14 protein-coding genes are annotated in these 14,147 nt (G+C 40.0%); 8 read left to right on the top strand and 6 right to left on the bottom strand.

Annotated features, from left to right (window positions below; translation table 11 throughout):
* Nucleotides 1-420: 420 nt before the first annotated feature.
* The 8 genes from HT678_RS10905 (at nucleotide 421) to HT678_RS10870 (ending at nucleotide 6,471) form a co-directional block, all read left to right on the top strand.
* Entirely contained in the window at nucleotides 421-1,566 is a 1,146-nt protein-coding gene (locus tag HT678_RS10905; RefSeq protein ID WP_172925021.1) for a site-specific integrase, read from the top strand.
* Nucleotides 1,567-1,698: 132 nt separating this feature from the next.
* Nucleotides 1,699-2,268 (top strand): CYTH domain-containing protein, encoded by a 570-nt coding sequence (locus HT678_RS10900; RefSeq protein WP_000681273.1) that lies wholly within the window; start codon nucleotides 1,699-1,701, stop codon nucleotides 2,266-2,268.
* A 112-nt stretch (nucleotides 2,269-2,380) separates the two neighbouring features.
* Entirely contained in the window at nucleotides 2,381-3,340 is a 960-nt protein-coding gene (locus HT678_RS10895; RefSeq protein WP_001283810.1) for a ribose-phosphate diphosphokinase, read from the top strand.
* Between the two features lie 9 nt (nucleotides 3,341-3,349).
* Nucleotides 3,350-4,465 carry a cysteine desulfurase family protein gene (locus HT678_RS10890; protein WP_050222844.1) on the top strand — a complete coding sequence of 372 codons (1,116 nt, stop codon included), beginning with the start codon at nucleotides 3,350-3,352 and terminating at the stop codon, nucleotides 4,463-4,465.
* Between the two features lie 4 nt (nucleotides 4,466-4,469).
* Complete coding sequence (locus HT678_RS10885) at nucleotides 4,470-4,817, top strand: DUF1831 domain-containing protein (RefSeq protein ID WP_000863540.1); 348 nt, start codon at nucleotides 4,470-4,472, stop codon at nucleotides 4,815-4,817.
* Between the two features lie 7 nt (nucleotides 4,818-4,824).
* On the top strand, nucleotides 4,825-5,040 hold the full coding sequence (locus HT678_RS10880; protein ID WP_000462493.1) for a DUF4649 family protein: 216 nt from the start codon (nucleotides 4,825-4,827) through the stop codon (nucleotides 5,038-5,040).
* An 82-nt stretch (nucleotides 5,041-5,122) separates the two neighbouring features.
* The gene (locus HT678_RS10875; protein ID WP_000653403.1) at nucleotides 5,123-5,764 is read left to right on the top strand and encodes a redox-sensing transcriptional repressor Rex; all 642 of its coding nucleotides are present in this window, start codon (nucleotides 5,123-5,125) and stop codon (nucleotides 5,762-5,764) included.
* A gap of 17 nt (nucleotides 5,765-5,781) precedes the next feature.
* Nucleotides 5,782-6,471: a gamma-glutamyl-gamma-aminobutyrate hydrolase family protein gene (locus HT678_RS10870; RefSeq protein ID WP_000743339.1), complete on the top strand. Its 690-nt coding sequence runs from the start codon at nucleotides 5,782-5,784 to the stop codon at nucleotides 6,469-6,471.
* On the opposite strand, the gene radC is transcribed toward HT678_RS10870, so the two are convergent.
* The 6 genes from radC to HT678_RS10840 all read right to left on the bottom strand — a co-directional run bounded on the left by radC (nucleotide 6,468) and on the right by HT678_RS10840 (nucleotide 13,971).
* A complete protein-coding gene (radC, locus tag HT678_RS10865; protein ID WP_000286927.1) occupies nucleotides 6,468-7,148 on the bottom strand; it encodes a DNA repair protein RadC in 681 nt (226 codons plus the stop codon). The genes HT678_RS10870 and radC overlap by 4 nt on opposite strands.
* 42 nt (nucleotides 7,149-7,190) lie before the next feature.
* Complete coding sequence (gene pcrA / locus HT678_RS10860) at nucleotides 7,191-9,482, bottom strand: DNA helicase PcrA (protein ID WP_172925019.1); 2,292 nt, start codon at nucleotides 9,480-9,482, stop codon at nucleotides 7,191-7,193.
* Between the two features lie 516 nt (nucleotides 9,483-9,998).
* Nucleotides 9,999-10,859 (bottom strand): methionyl aminopeptidase, encoded by an 861-nt coding sequence (locus HT678_RS10855; RefSeq protein WP_000631540.1) that lies wholly within the window; start codon nucleotides 10,857-10,859, stop codon nucleotides 9,999-10,001.
* Between the two features lie 15 nt (nucleotides 10,860-10,874).
* Nucleotides 10,875-12,152, bottom strand: a complete 1,278-nt coding sequence (gene spxR / locus HT678_RS10850; RefSeq protein WP_000033830.1) for a CBS-HotDog domain-containing transcription factor SpxR — start codon at nucleotides 12,150-12,152, stop codon at nucleotides 10,875-10,877.
* On the bottom strand, nucleotides 12,145-12,696 hold the full coding sequence (locus HT678_RS10845; protein ID WP_016398012.1) for a GNAT family N-acetyltransferase: 552 nt from the start codon (nucleotides 12,694-12,696) through the stop codon (nucleotides 12,145-12,147). The genes spxR and HT678_RS10845 overlap by 8 nt, the downstream gene beginning before the upstream one ends.
* 15 nt (nucleotides 12,697-12,711) lie before the next feature.
* Nucleotides 12,712-13,971, bottom strand: coding sequence for a UDP-N-acetylglucosamine 1-carboxyvinyltransferase (locus HT678_RS10840; protein ID WP_054366676.1), 1,260 nt, complete (start codon nucleotides 13,969-13,971; stop codon nucleotides 12,712-12,714).
* Nucleotides 13,972-14,147: the final 176 nt, after the last annotated feature.

Raw genomic sequence — 14,147 nt, 5'->3', positions numbered from 1 at the left:
AATTGTTACTTCCCTTTTTTGAGTTATAAATACTTGAAATAAACAAAAACACCCCCATATTCGCCAATAGCAACCTCATCCCATAGGTCTATTGTGCAAAATTGATATTTTTTGAAAATTATATTACAATACAGCTATCAGGAGTTTAGCTCCATAAAGTTTAGGTTTGGATTTTAGATCCATAACGTGATGGTAGCCGTATTTGATACGACTACTTTTCTTTTTATCTAGCAACTGTTTCCATTTTGGAAACAACTCAAAAAATCCCCACACTCGCCATCGCCAAACTTTGAGTGTGAGGATTTAACTTTCCATCTAGCAAGCAATGGAAAGGATGATAAAAAAATACAACTATAGTTTATCATAAGTTCTACACCTTTTCAACTATGCGGGCAAGCAATCGAAAAGAAAGGACTTTTTATGATAAAAAAATACATTACAAAAAAAGGAGAGACTAGATATCTCTTTCAAACATATCTGGGCATAGACCCTGCTACTGGAAAAGAAAAACGCACAACACGACGTGGTTTTAAAACCATTAAAGAGGCAAAGGCTGCCGAACGTGACCTTCTCTTAGATGTTGAAGAGAACGGTTTTTCAAACAATGAAGATTTTCAGAACCCTACTTTCGCTGAAGTCGCTGAGTTATGGCTTGATAGCTATAAAAGTACTGTAAAACCAACAACCTATCAGAACGTTAAGAAAAAACTTCGTATTATAATTGACTCATATTTTACAGATATGAAAATTCAGCAGATCAGTGTAGCTTATTGTCAAAAGGTTGCTATCCAGTTAAGTAATCGCTATATCCTATATGCCAATTACTACTCTGTAATCAGCCGTATTTTCAAATATGCCACTTCTATTGACATCATTAAGTCAAATCCATTAGATAAGATTATCAAGCCTAAAAACAAGCCTTTAAAGGCTAAGGAGAACTATTATACAAAGCAGGAACTAACGGAGTTTCTTAAAGTTTGCAGAGTAGATTGTAAGCCTGTAGAGTATACCTTTTATCACTTACTAGCTTTTACTGGTTTGAGGACTGGAGAAGCTATCGGACTCATCTGGTCAGATGTTGATTTTGAAAATAAACGATTGGATATTTCTCGTACGGCTGTCGTAATTGGTGACAAGCAAACTGTTCAGGATCCTAAAACCAAAAGGAGTAAGAGGGTTATCACCTTAGATGATGAAACTCTGAATGTATTGAAATTCTGGAAGCGTCAGCAGATAAAAGAATATTTTCGGGCTAGTGTGCCTTACAAACATGATTCGAATTATATTTTTACGAATAGTTTCGGAGGATGGATTTCTCCTTCAGCTGTTAAAGAGAGACTTAGAAGATTCTTTTGTGAACATAAAGATGTCAAAAAAATCACTCCTCACGGTTTCAGGCACACACACGCTTCTCTCCTATTTGAAGCAGGTGTTACAGCCAAAATCATTTCAGACAGATTAGGTCATAACAATGTCCAAACCACCCTTGATATGTATACCCACATCAATGATAATCAACGTTTTGAAGTCGTCAATCAACTCATGGATTTCATCCGCTCCAGCTAAAAGTCATGCCGTATTCAATCTCGTATTCACTTTTAGTTGACATGCTAGAAACCCACTGATTTCAAGGGACTAGGAAGACGTGAGCAGTTTATACCATAATCCGCTTTCAACGATAAAGAAAAGGTAAGAAAAATGAAACATTTAGAAATTGAATTGAAAACACTATTGAAAAAAGATGAGTATGATCGTCTAAAAGACCAGTTCACAGGTGTCACTCCTGTTCTTCAAAAAAATTACTACATCGACACACCTGATTTTGAGCTGCGAGAAAAGAAAGTTGCTATGCGCATTCGAACTTTTGAAGACTGGGCAGAATTGACACTCAAAGTCCCGCAGAGTGTTGGAAACATGGAATACAACCAAAAATTGCAACTAAAAGATGCTGAAAACTATCTGAGCAAGAAAGAATTTCCTCAAGGGATAGTATTGGATGAATTGGCGAAACATGGTATCCAAACTAGTGAATGGCAGGTTCTTGGTTGTCTAACAACGCTTCGCTATGAAATGCAAACAGCTATTGGCCTCATGGCACTGGATGAAAGTCAGTACTTTGATATGACAGATTATGAATTAGAGCTTGAAGTGGAAAATCATGAGCAAGGCAAACAGGATTTCCAGCAATTTTTAGAGGAAAATCAGATTTCCTATCAAAAAGCTCCTTCAAAATTGGTTCGATTTGTCAAAAGCATGAAAAATAGCTGAAATAATCTCCATTTTTTGGTAAAATAGAAAAGATAAAAATACACAGGTTCTAGTTCATATATGTAAGATAAATATCACTAGGATTTAAAAAGTTTACAGAGGACGGTCTATAATGTCAGATAGAAAAAACATGAAACTTTTCGCACTCAACTCTAACCAAGAGATTGCACAGAAAATTGCTGAAGCTGTTGGTGTCCCACTTGGAAAACTATCGTCACGTCAATTTTCAGACGGAGAAATCCAAGTGAATATCGAAGAAAGTGTCCGTGGTTATGATGTTTACATCATCCAATCAACAAGTTTCCCTGTCAACAACCACCTAATGGAATTGTTGATCATGGTCGACGCTTGTGTGCGTGCAAGTGCCCACAGTATCAACGTTGTCCTTCCATATTTTGGCTATGCACGTCAAGACCGCATTGCTTGTCCTCGTGAGCCACTTACAGCAAAACTAGTTGCCAATATGCTGGTTAAGGCTGGGGTTGATCGTATCCTGACTCTTGATTTGCATGCCGTTCAGGTTCAAGGTTTCTTTGATATTCCAGTGGATAATCTTTTCACTGTCCCCCTATTTGCAAAACATTACTGCGATAAGGGACTACTCGGTTCAGATGTTGTTGTCGTTAGCCCTAAAAATTCAGGTGTCAAACGTGCGCGTAGCTTGGCTGAATATCTTGACGCTCCTATCGCCATTATCGACTATCCTCAAGACGATGCAACTCGCAACGAAGGTTATATCATTGGTGATGTTGAAGGTAAGAAAGCTATCTTGATTGATGATATTTTAAATACAGGACGTACCTTCTCTGAAGCTGCTAAAATCGTTGAACGTGAAGGAGCTACAGAAATTTATGCTGTTTCTAGCCACGGCCTCTTCGTCGAAGGAGCTGCTGAACTTCTTGACAATACTAATATTAAAGAAATTCTTGTGACTGATTCAGTAGCAACAAAAGAAAAAACTCCTAAAAACGTATGCTACATCACTGCTAGTGAGTTAATTGGTGATGCTATCGTCCGTATCCACGAAAGAAAACCAGTCAGCCCACTCTTTGCCTACAACAAAAAGAAATAAGGTGATTCTTTGATTTATTTGGACAATGCTGCAACGACTCCTATGTCAGCAGTTGCTATTTCAGCTATGACCGAGGTTATGCAAGAAACCTATGGAAATCCTTCTAGTATTCATGCTCATGGTCGTCAAGCTGGCAAACTATTGCGAGAAGCCCGTCAGGAGCTAGCTCAGTTACTGGGGACAAAACCTCAACATATCTTTTTCACTTCTGGTGGGACAGAAGGCAACAATACTGCTATCATTGGTTACTGCCTTCGTCACCAAGAACAAGGAAAACATATTATCACAACTGCTATTGAGCACCATGCTGTCCTTGAAACAATTGATTACTTGGTTCAACACTTTGGGTTTGAAGCAACCATTATCCAGCCAGAAAATCAAGAAATCACCGCCCAGCAAATTCAAGAGGCCTTACGTGACGATACGATTTTGGTTTCTACCATGTTTGCCAATAATGAGACTGGAAACCTACTGCCCATTGCTGAAATTGGCCAAATACTCAAGCAACACCCAGCCGCCTATCATGTCGATGCAGTTCAGGCTATTGGTAAAATCCCTATACACCCAGAAGAATTGGGCATTGATTTTCTCACTGCTTCTGCCCACAAGTTCCATGGTCCTAAGGGAATCGGTTTTCTCTACGCATCTAGCATGGATTTTGATTCCTATCTTCATGGCGGAGACCAAGAACAGAAAAAACGAGCCGGAACTGAAAATCTAGCTGCCATCGTGGGTATGGTTGCAGCCCTAAAAGAAGACCTAGAAAAACAGGAAGAACATTTCCAACATGTACAAAATCTAGAAACTGCCTTTCTTGCAGAGCTAGAAGGAATTCAGTATTACGTGAATAGAGGACAACATCATCTCCCTTATGTTCTCAATATTGGATTTCCTGATCAGAAAAATGACCTTTTACTCCTTCGGCTAGATTTGGCTGGAATTTCTATCTCTACTGGCTCAGCCTGTACGGCAGGCATTGTCCAATCCAGCCATGTTCTTGAAGCCATGTACGGGGCAAATTCAGAACGCTTGAAGGAATCCGTTCGTATCAGTTTGTCGCCACAAAATACTGTTGAAGACCTACAAACCCTCGCAAAAACCTTAAAAGAAATTATCGGAGGTTAGCCATATGGCATTTGAAAAAACCATTCAGTTAAAAAATTGTCGTTACGACTACACTCTTAGCCCTTCTGTTAAAAAATTCACCCTCAAAGATAACACCTTTTTTGAGACTAAGGTTGGTAACTATGAATTGACTCGCCTTTTGGAAAAAGTGCCAAACAGCGGTGAAGGCTTCCAACTCAAAATCATCATTAACAAGGAACTTACAGGGGCTAAAATCAATATCACTGACAAGTTTGGTCTTCGTCTAGTTGATATTTTCAAATCAGAAGACCACCACATTCATCAGGAAAAATTCTACTTCCTCATGGATAGCTTGGTAGAACGTGGTGTCTTTACAAAATCAGAAAGATAGGTCCCATATGTTTGAATTGACCTATAAGGACAGCTATCATGTAGAGCGTACACTCAAGTATGAGGATTATGAAGCTCTCATGCTGGCTTTGTCAGGATGTGTGACCCTGCCAGATACACTTTATGTAACTTCTCTGACTTTTAATAGCCAGAAAATTTATCAGGGTCTGGTCGGAGACCTCTACCGTTTTCTATCACATACAGATTTTTTACATCAAAACTAAGATTTTTCTTAGTTTTTTCTTGTTTTTGTTGATTTTTTCACAATGTTTCTATAAAATAGAAGAATAGAAAGGTTGTGATTTTGTGAAAGATAAACAGTTTGCTATTCCAAAAGCTACAGCGAAAAGACTCTCTCTCTACTATCGAATTTTTAAGAGATTTCATGCAGAAAAGATTGAACGTGCCAACTCTAAACAAATTGCAGAGGCTATCGGTATTGATTCAGCGACCGTACGTCGTGATTTTTCCTATTTTGGTGAACTTGGTCGTCGTGGTTTTGGCTATGATGTCAAAAAACTGATGACATTTTTTGCCGATTTGCTCAATGATAACTCTATTACCAATGTCATGCTGGTTGGTATTGGAAATATGGGCCATGCCCTTCTCCACTACCGCTTTCATGAGCGTAACAAGATGAAGATTATCATGGCATTTGACCTGGATGACCATCCTGAAGTCGGTACCCAAACTCCTGACGGGATTCCCATTTACGGAATTTCTCAAATCAAGGATAAAATCAAGGATGCCGATGTCAAGACTGCTATCCTGACCGTTCCCAGTGTTAAGTCACAAGAGGTTGCTAATCTCTTGGTAGATGCTGGTGTGAAAGGAATTCTTAGTTTTTCACCAGTCCATCTGCATTTACCAAAAGATGTGGTCGTTCAGTATGTCGATTTGACAAGTGAACTCCAAACCCTCCTCTACTTCATGCGAAAAGAGGATTAGAAAGCGAAAATCATTTTATGAAAAAACCAGTTATTGGGATAACAGGAAACGAAAAAACTCATCCAGATGATGACATCATGATGAGCTACGCAGCAAAAGGCTTTGTGGAAGGCGTTAAAGACGCTGGAGGGATTCCCATCATCCTACCGATTGGTGATCAAGAAATGGCCTGCCACTATATCAGTATGATTGACAAGCTCATCTTGACAGGTGGGCAAAATGTTGATCCAAAATTCTATGGTGAACCAAAAACCATTGATAGCGATGACTACCACCTTCAAAGAGATATATTCGAACTAGCCCTCATCAAGGAAGCTATCAAACAGAAAAAGCCTATTTTCTCCGTCTGTCGTGGGACTCAGCTTTTTAACGTTGCCATGGGCGGAACTCTGTACCAAGATATCGAAGATCATTGGCAGAATTGTTCTGCCGAGTACACAACTCAACGCTTGGTGACAGAACCTGATACTGTTCTCCGAGAAATCTATGGAGAAATCTCCCATATCAACTCCTTCCATCACCAGAGTATCAAGGATTTAGCACCAAATTTAAAGATTGCGGCTCATGATCCTAAAGATGGTATTATTGAAGCTGTCATGAGTACGGATGATGTTGCCTTTCTCGGTGTCCAATGGCACCCAGAATTTCTATTTGAAAATCGCCCCAAAGATAAAAACCTCTTTGACTATGTTGTTAATGAACTTTAGATTAAATCTGTCTTTTCACGGTAACTAAAGTAACTAGATTGTGAGACAATCAAATGGTCCAAGAGGACAATCCCCATCAGGTCGCAGGCTTCTTTAACAATTTTAGTGACATGATCATCATTTCGGCTAGGCGCTACCGCTCCCGAAGGGTGATTGTGGACCAAGATGAGTGAAGTCGCCATATGCTTGATAGCATAGTGAAGAATCTCTCGCGGCTCAGCGATACTACGAGTTGCAGAACCGATAAAAATGGTCTGTTGATGAATGATTTGATTTTGAGTATTGAGATAGAGCGCCACCAGGTGCTCTTGTTTTTTGTCCCCCAATTCCTGTTGCATCTTCTTGGCCAACTTTTGACTGCTGAGAATACTTTCCATCTCAAGAGTCTCGTGTTTGTGAATACGATGGCCCAGTTCAATCATAGCTTGTAATTCTATGGCCTTAACACGGCCGATACCAGACAGACTCTGCAATTCCTGCAGGGTCATTTTTTTCAAATCCGTTAGGCTTGAAAGATTGCTCAAGACTTTCTGGGCAATTTCAAAAACGCTAGCTTGACGTGTTCCTGTCCTGAGTAAAATAGCTAGCAACTCTTGATTACTGAGCGCTTCAACTCCTTCCTTGGCCAGTCTTTCTCTTGGTAATAGTGAATCTTCTTGGAATGAAATACTGTACATAAAAATCCTCCTCACTTTATTATTCGTGAGAAGGATGAAAAATTAGATTTTTTTCTCAATTGGGGCCACACTAGCCAAAAGTTTTTTCAAACCTACTTCTGGGAAATTGATTTTCAATTCCTGCGTAGCACCGCTACCTGAAACTTCCACAACAGTTCCCTCTCCCCACTTCTTGTGGAGGGCAATGTCACCAATGAACCAATTTGCCTCGCTAGAAGCTGATTTTGCTCCAGCTGTAAATTGACCAAATGGGAGACCGCTTGACTGGATAGATTTTGGGGCAGCACTGCGTTTACGGTCTTGAAGAGCCTGGGCAAGACTCATACCTTGACCGAAGGCAACCCCACCACTGCTATAAGATGCCTTAAAGCTTGTATTTGCTGGACGAGCCAGACCTTGATACTCAAGTAAGTCCGAGCTGATTTCGTTAATAAAACGAGTGGGACGGTTGTAGTTGGTACGACCAAAAAGCAGGCGCGAGTTGGCATTTGTTAGATAGAGGATTTTCTCTGCACGCGTGATACCTACATAGGCTAGACGGCGCTCTTCTTCTAATTCATCTGGATCTTCAGCCGCACGACTAAGTGGAAAGACATTTTCTTCCATCCCAATCAAAAAGACAACTGGAAACTCGAGACCTTTGGCAGCATGCAGGGTCATCAAGGTCACTTCTGATGTCTCCTGACTACCTGAATCTGTGTCCGCAATCAAGGCCAAGTCATTTAAGAAACGACTTAGTTTATCCAAACCAGTTTCTTCTTCTGGCCCATCAGAGGTGTCATCAAAGTTTTTCGTCACAGAAAGGAACTCTTCAATATTTTCAACCCGAGCCTTGCTTTCTAAAGTCGCTTGAGCATTTAGAATATCGACGTAACCTGTTTTTTCTAGGACGGCCTCAACCAACTCAGTAATGCTTAACTGGTCCAGTTGCTCCCGCAAATCCAGAATCATATTGGCAAAATCCCAGATAGATTGGGCTACTTTACCCTTGATACCAGACAACATGATATTGGCTGAAGCATCTAGCATAGACATGTTTTGCATATTTGCAAAGTCACGAATTTTCTCAACAGTACCTGGCCCAATTCCACGTTTTGGTTCGTTGATAATACGCTCAAAACTGATATTGTCACTCAAATTAGCAATAAGATTAAGATAAGCGATAATATCGCGGATTTCCTTACGGCTGTAGAACTTGGTTCCACCAACCATGGTATAAGGAATGTTTGACTTGAGCAGGGCTTCCTCAATAGTACGGGACTGCGCATTAGTCCGATAGAGAACTGCAAAATCCTTGTGAAGGAAGTTTTGACTCCGACCAAGTTCATCGATGGTTTTGGCTACAAATACAGCCTCATCTAGTTCATCATTGGCACGATAGTAAACGATTTGTTCCCCATCAGCATTTTGGGTCCAGAGATTCTTAGGACGGCGGTTTTTGTTGTTTTTAATGACCTCGTTGGCCGCTTGAAGAATAGTCTTCGTAGAGCGATAATTTTCTTCTAACAAAACAACCTTGGCTTGGGGATAATCTTTCTCGAAATCCAAAATATTCTGCATATCAGCACCACGCCAACCGTAGATGGACTGATCCGCATCCCCAACCACACAGATATTTTTAAAGCGTGAAGCCAAGAGTTTGACCAATTGATACTGAGCGTGGTTGGTATCTTGGTACTCATCAACATGGATGTACTGAAACTTCTGCTGATAGTAGGTCAAGACATCAGGATTTTGATCAAAGAGACGCAGGGTCAGCATAATCAAATCATCAAAGTCAACCGACTCCGACTGACGCAGTTCTTTCTGATAAGCTGTATAACACTGGGACACGATTTGCGTATACATATCGCCAGCTTGGGCAGCATAAGCTACATCATCAATCAGATCATTCTTAGCATTGGAAATGGTTCCCAAAATAGTTCGTTCATTCCATTTTTTAGGATCCAAGTTCAACTGCTTGAGAATGCGTTTCATGAGAGTTCGCTGCTCCCCTGGATCTACAATAGTAAAATTGCGATTGTAACCAATATGGTCCGCATCGCGACGCAGAATACGCACACACATGGAGTGAAAGGTCGCAATCAGACAGTCCTGAGTAGCTGGATTAAGGCTATAAGCACGCTCTTTCATCTCACGCGCAGCCTTGTTAGTGAAGGTAATAGCCAAGATATTCCAAGGATTGACCAGCTTTTCATCGATTAAATAAGCGATACGGTGGGTCAAAACTCGGGTCTTTCCAGAGCCAGCCCCCGCCATAATCAACAAGGGACCTTCTGTCGTTTGCACCGCCTCAGCCTGACGGTCATTCATTCCATTTAATAATGCGTTCATCTTCTCTTCCTTACTCTTGAAGTCAATATTTCTATTATATCAGAAATCAGGGAAAATAGAAACTTTACGGGGAGTAGCAAAATATAGCGGATTGAAACTAGAATACTACACTGTAGGTTTCTAAAACACTCGACTTTTTCACTTAATTTTTTCATGAACTAGCTCAATACATCAATATAAAAAAGGTAAATTTAAGATTGGCAATACGAACGTTAAACAGAATTCCATTTCTCTTTTTAAAACCAAAACAACGATATCGTAAAACCTCTACAGGAACAATAGATTGCGACACTAAAATATTCTCCCCTAGTTTTGCTTTACTAATAGTATATAGGAGGAGAGCCCTGAATCCTAGACCCTCTGTTATGATGTGGTTACAAACAGAGTTGGAAAAAATCTTAAAGTCAGAAAAACGCATGATATCAGCCCCTAACACTTGATACAATGCGTTTTATTATGAAAAGATCTACTGGATTTTTTATCAAAATAAACTTCCAGTAGTCTTTTCAATTTTTATTAATAAGTTCCTTCTTCACCTTGGCTAGTCAAGATAACAGGTCCATCTTTCGTAATGACAAATTGGTGTTCATACTGACATGACAATCCACCGTCAATGGTCTTATGCGCCCAACCGGTTTTCATATCTGTATCGATTTCCCAGTCACCTGTATTAATCATTGGTTCAATAGTCAAGACCATTCCTTCACGGAGACGAAGTCCACGACCAGCAATACCATAGTTAGGAACCATTGGTTCTTCGTGCATGGTTGGGCCAACACCATGACCAACCAAATCACGCACTACACCGTAACCACGACTTTCAGCGTATTCTTGAATGGCTGCACCAATATCACCAATACGGTTCCCAATAACAGCTTGCTCAATCCCCTTATACATTGCTTCTTTAGTTACATCCATCAAGTTTTTCACTTCTTCGGACGGTGTACCTACAGCATAAGCCCAACAAGAGTCTGCTAAACCACCAGAATAGCTCTGAGTGTATTTCTTCATTTGCTCAACATTGTTGAAGTTTAATTTTGAGACATTCAAATCAGACTTAGCAATTGGACCTCCCAAAACCATGTCAACCTTGAGCAAATCACCATCTTTCAAGATATAGTGACGAGGGAAAGCATGAGCTACTTCATCATTAAGAGAGCAACAGGTAGCATAAGGATAGTCCATCATGGCACCGTCAACCCCAATCTGAAGTGGAAGGAAATTTTCTTCTTTACAACGACGGCGGACATATTCTTCAACTTCCCACATATCTACGCCTGGCTTAATCAAATCACGTAAGCCTATATGAATACTTGCTAGAAAATCACCAGCCTTGTCCATAGCTTCGATTTCACGAGCTGATTTTAATGTTATCATCTTTTCTCCTAGTTTCTAATTAATTTTAACAGTCACATTTGCTTTTGAAACAATCTGGTGACCATGATAAATATCGTAATCAATTATAGCTGACCGTCTCGTATGATGAATAATCCGTGCCTGAATGCGCAATATATCATCTATCTGAACAGCCTGCAAAAAGTAGATCAGCATCTGCTCGATAATGAGATTGCGACCACTATTAACAACTAAATCTTGGGTCATGTGGGTCAGAATTTCTGCCAATACACCATTAGCCAAAACTCCATTTTTTTCTAGCATAAAGGGTTCCACTGTAATGACTACTTCATCATGGTGATAAGAGAGCTTTTGTCCAATCTGCTCAGAAAAAGTTGGTAGAGCCGAAACTTGGGAACGACTCATCTTCTCCATGACATCTCGCCGCGTCACAACGCCAAGCAAAGTTTGATTGCTTCGAACAACTGGTACCATTTCAAAGTCTTCTGCGATCATCCGTTGACTCACATTGGCAATATTTGTCGATAATCCAACCAAAAATAGACTACGAGACATAACCTTATCAATTGTCGTGCTTGGTGATTTATCACCAGCGTCTCTCATGGTTACAACGCCAACAACGACCTGATGTTGATTGATAACAGGGAAACGGCTGCTACGATTCTTACGAACCAAGTCCAAATAATCTTTAACTGTATCTGTCTCTCTCAGAAAACCATACTCATGACTAGGGCGATAAAGTTTCTCAACTGTCAGAATATCAGTCTTGATTTGGACATTTGACAAGGCTTTATTGATCATGGTCGCGACGGTAAAGGTATCATGCTTACTTCTTAGAACAGGAATCCCTTTTTGATTGGCCAGTTTAAGCACATCATCATGAACCTGAAATCCCCCTGTAACCAGAACTGCATTTTCATTTTCCAAGGCTAGCAACTGAATACGGGTTCGGTCTCCGACAATCAAGAGCCCCCCATCATGAAGGTAAGACAAGATATTTTGTTCAGTCATGGCACCAATTGAAAACTTACTAAATTCTCTCTCTAAACCTTCTTGCCCAGCCAGAACCTCAGAAGAAGTCACTTCTGCAATTTCAGCAAACGTTAATCTCTCTATAGCAACTTTCTGGGATTTAACACGAATTGTTCCACTTCTAGGACGGGTCTCCACAATTCCACGGTTTTCAGCTTCTTTAATAGCCCGATAGGCTGTTCCATCACTAACTCCTAGATGATTCGAAATGCTACGAACACTGACCCTTTTACCTACTGGTAATTCCTCCAAATAGCTTAAAATTTCCTGATGCTTACTCATTGAACTCTCCTTTTACATACCGAAATTCAAGATAATCCCGCATTTTTCTTGTGTAACGATCACTTCCCTTAAACTGACGGAACAAACTAAATCCAGACTTAAGAGCAACTCTTTGGCTAGCTTCATTTTCAAGGTGGGTAATGATAGATAATTGTTTTAAGCCAAATTCCTCAAAAGAAAGCTGACAAATTTTTCTAACAACCTCTGTCATAAATCCTTGCGACCAAGCATCTTTTCTCAAAAAATAGCCAAGCTCAGCTTCTTTTTTGATTTCATCTAACTTCTCAAATTTAATAGAACCAATCATTTGTTGATTTTTCTGGTTACAAATTGCCCACACTCCCAAAGGGGACTTCATAAAGTAATTGGCCAGTGCATATTGACTTTCTTCCAGACTTGCCTGCGTTGGGAAAATAAATTGAAGATTTTCTGGATTTGAAGCTATCTCGCGGAAGTCCTGACTATCACTAAAAAAGAAAGGACGCAAATACAAGCGATCCGTTTCAAAAAAAGAAAACATTGCTAATTTGGTCCAAATATTCATAAACACCTCTACGGTTTAATCCTCAACAAGTCTAACATCCGCTCCTAAATTACGTAATTTTTCGATAATATCAGAATAACCACGTAAGATAAACTCGATATTGGTAATTTCAGTTTTACCTTCAGCCATAAGCCCAGCAATGACTAGTGCAGCCCCAGCTCTTAAGTCGGTCGCTTTAACACTGGCCCCACGTAAATCACGTCCACCCGTGTACAAAATATGACCATTTGTTGTCGAAATATCCGCATCCATCTTTGCTAGTTCAAAAACATGATTTACACGTTTTTCGTAAATCGTATCGACAATTGTACCACGACCATTCGCTCTTAGTAAAAGAGGGGTAAGCGGTTGTTGCAAATCAGTTGCAAAGCCTGGGTAAGGAGCTGTCTTAATATTGATTGCTTTCAAATTAGACTGTTCCTCGACAAAAATGCTGTCTTCAGATACAGTCATTCTCACTCCCATTTCTTCCAACTTAGCAATAAACCCTTCCAGGTGTTCGTAAAGAACATTATTTATACGAATTCCTTTACCAACTGCAGCAGCTAAAGATATATATGTTCCAGCTTCAATGCGGTCTGGAATCACCTGATGACGGGTTCCATGTAATCTTTCAACACCATCAATAATGATGATATTAGTTCCTGCCCCACGGATATGGGCACCCATATTATTCAAGAGAGTAGCTACATCAATAATCTCAGGTTCACGGGCTGCATTTTCAATAATAGTACGACCATTTGCTTTAACCGCAGCAATCATCGTATTAATCGTTGCTCCCACACTAACCGTATCCATGTAAATACTTGCACCATGAAGTCCTGTATCTTTAGCAGATAACTTCATGTTATCTCCCTCGTAGCTAGCAGTGGCACCCATAGCTTCAAACGCCTTAAGGTGTAAGTCAATCGGACGAGGACCAAGATCACATCCTCCCGGTAGACCAACTGTCGCTTCACCAAAACGGCCTAAGAGGCTCCCATAAAAATAGTAAGATGCACGAAGACTGTTAATTTTACCATAAGGCATTGGAATATTTTGAACACCTCTTGGGTCAATCTCCAATACATCGTCATAACGCTTAACAGTAGCTCCCATCAATTCCATGATTTCGACAAGACTGGCTACATCCGAAATATCTGGAACGCAATCCAAAGTCACCACATCATCAGCCAAGATAATAGCTGGAATTAAGGCAACGACACTATTTTTAGCACCACTAATAGTGATTTCACCTTGCAGTGGTAATCCACCATTGATAACAATTTTTCTCATTCTAAGTTTTCAATACTCTTTCAAGATTTCTAATAAGGTCTTCAAAATAAAGTATATCATAAATTTATCCTTTTTTCCATCCTTTTCAATTTTATTGGATAAATCAGAGTTGACGAGTTAGTAACTGAATTACTAATACTCAATGAAAATCAAAGATCAAACTAGGAAACTAACCG

Source organism: Streptococcus sp. 3167, from assembly GCF_013277175.1.
GTDB lineage: Bacteria > Bacillota > Bacilli > Lactobacillales > Streptococcaceae > Streptococcus > Streptococcus pseudopneumoniae.
The sequence above is the reverse complement of the archived record's forward strand: the minus strand, read 5'-3'. Positions and strand labels throughout refer to the sequence as shown.

What these genes read in the sequence shown, in the direction of transcription:
- HT678_RS10905 (WP_172925021.1), top strand. Translation starts at nt 421, where the DNA reads ATGATAAAAAAATACATTACAAAAAAAGGAGAGACTAGATATCTCTTT.
- HT678_RS10900 (WP_000681273.1), top strand. Translation starts at nt 1,699, where the DNA reads ATGAAACATTTAGAAATTGAATTGAAAACACTATTGAAAAAAGATGAG.
- HT678_RS10895 (WP_001283810.1), top strand. Translation starts at nt 2,381, where the DNA reads ATGTCAGATAGAAAAAACATGAAACTTTTCGCACTCAACTCTAACCAA.
- HT678_RS10885 (WP_000863540.1), top strand. Translation starts at nt 4,470, where the DNA reads ATGGCATTTGAAAAAACCATTCAGTTAAAAAATTGTCGTTACGACTAC.
- HT678_RS10880 (WP_000462493.1), top strand. Translation starts at nt 4,825, where the DNA reads ATGTTTGAATTGACCTATAAGGACAGCTATCATGTAGAGCGTACACTC.
- HT678_RS10870 (WP_000743339.1), top strand. Translation starts at nt 5,782, where the DNA reads ATGAAAAAACCAGTTATTGGGATAACAGGAAACGAAAAAACTCATCCA.
- radC (WP_000286927.1), bottom strand. Translation starts at nt 7,148, where the DNA reads ATGTACAGTATTTCATTCCAAGAAGATTCACTATTACCAAGAGAAAGA.
- pcrA (WP_172925019.1), bottom strand. Translation starts at nt 9,482, where the DNA reads ATGAACGCATTATTAAATGGAATGAATGACCGTCAGGCTGAGGCGGTG.
- HT678_RS10855 (WP_000631540.1), bottom strand. Translation starts at nt 10,859, where the DNA reads ATGATAACATTAAAATCAGCTCGTGAAATCGAAGCTATGGACAAGGCT.
- spxR (WP_000033830.1), bottom strand. Translation starts at nt 12,152, where the DNA reads ATGAGTAAGCATCAGGAAATTTTAAGCTATTTGGAGGAATTACCAGTA.
- HT678_RS10845 (WP_016398012.1), bottom strand. Translation starts at nt 12,696, where the DNA reads ATGAATATTTGGACCAAATTAGCAATGTTTTCTTTTTTTGAAACGGAT.
- HT678_RS10840 (WP_054366676.1), bottom strand. Translation starts at nt 13,971, where the DNA reads ATGAGAAAAATTGTTATCAATGGTGGATTACCACTGCAAGGTGAAATC.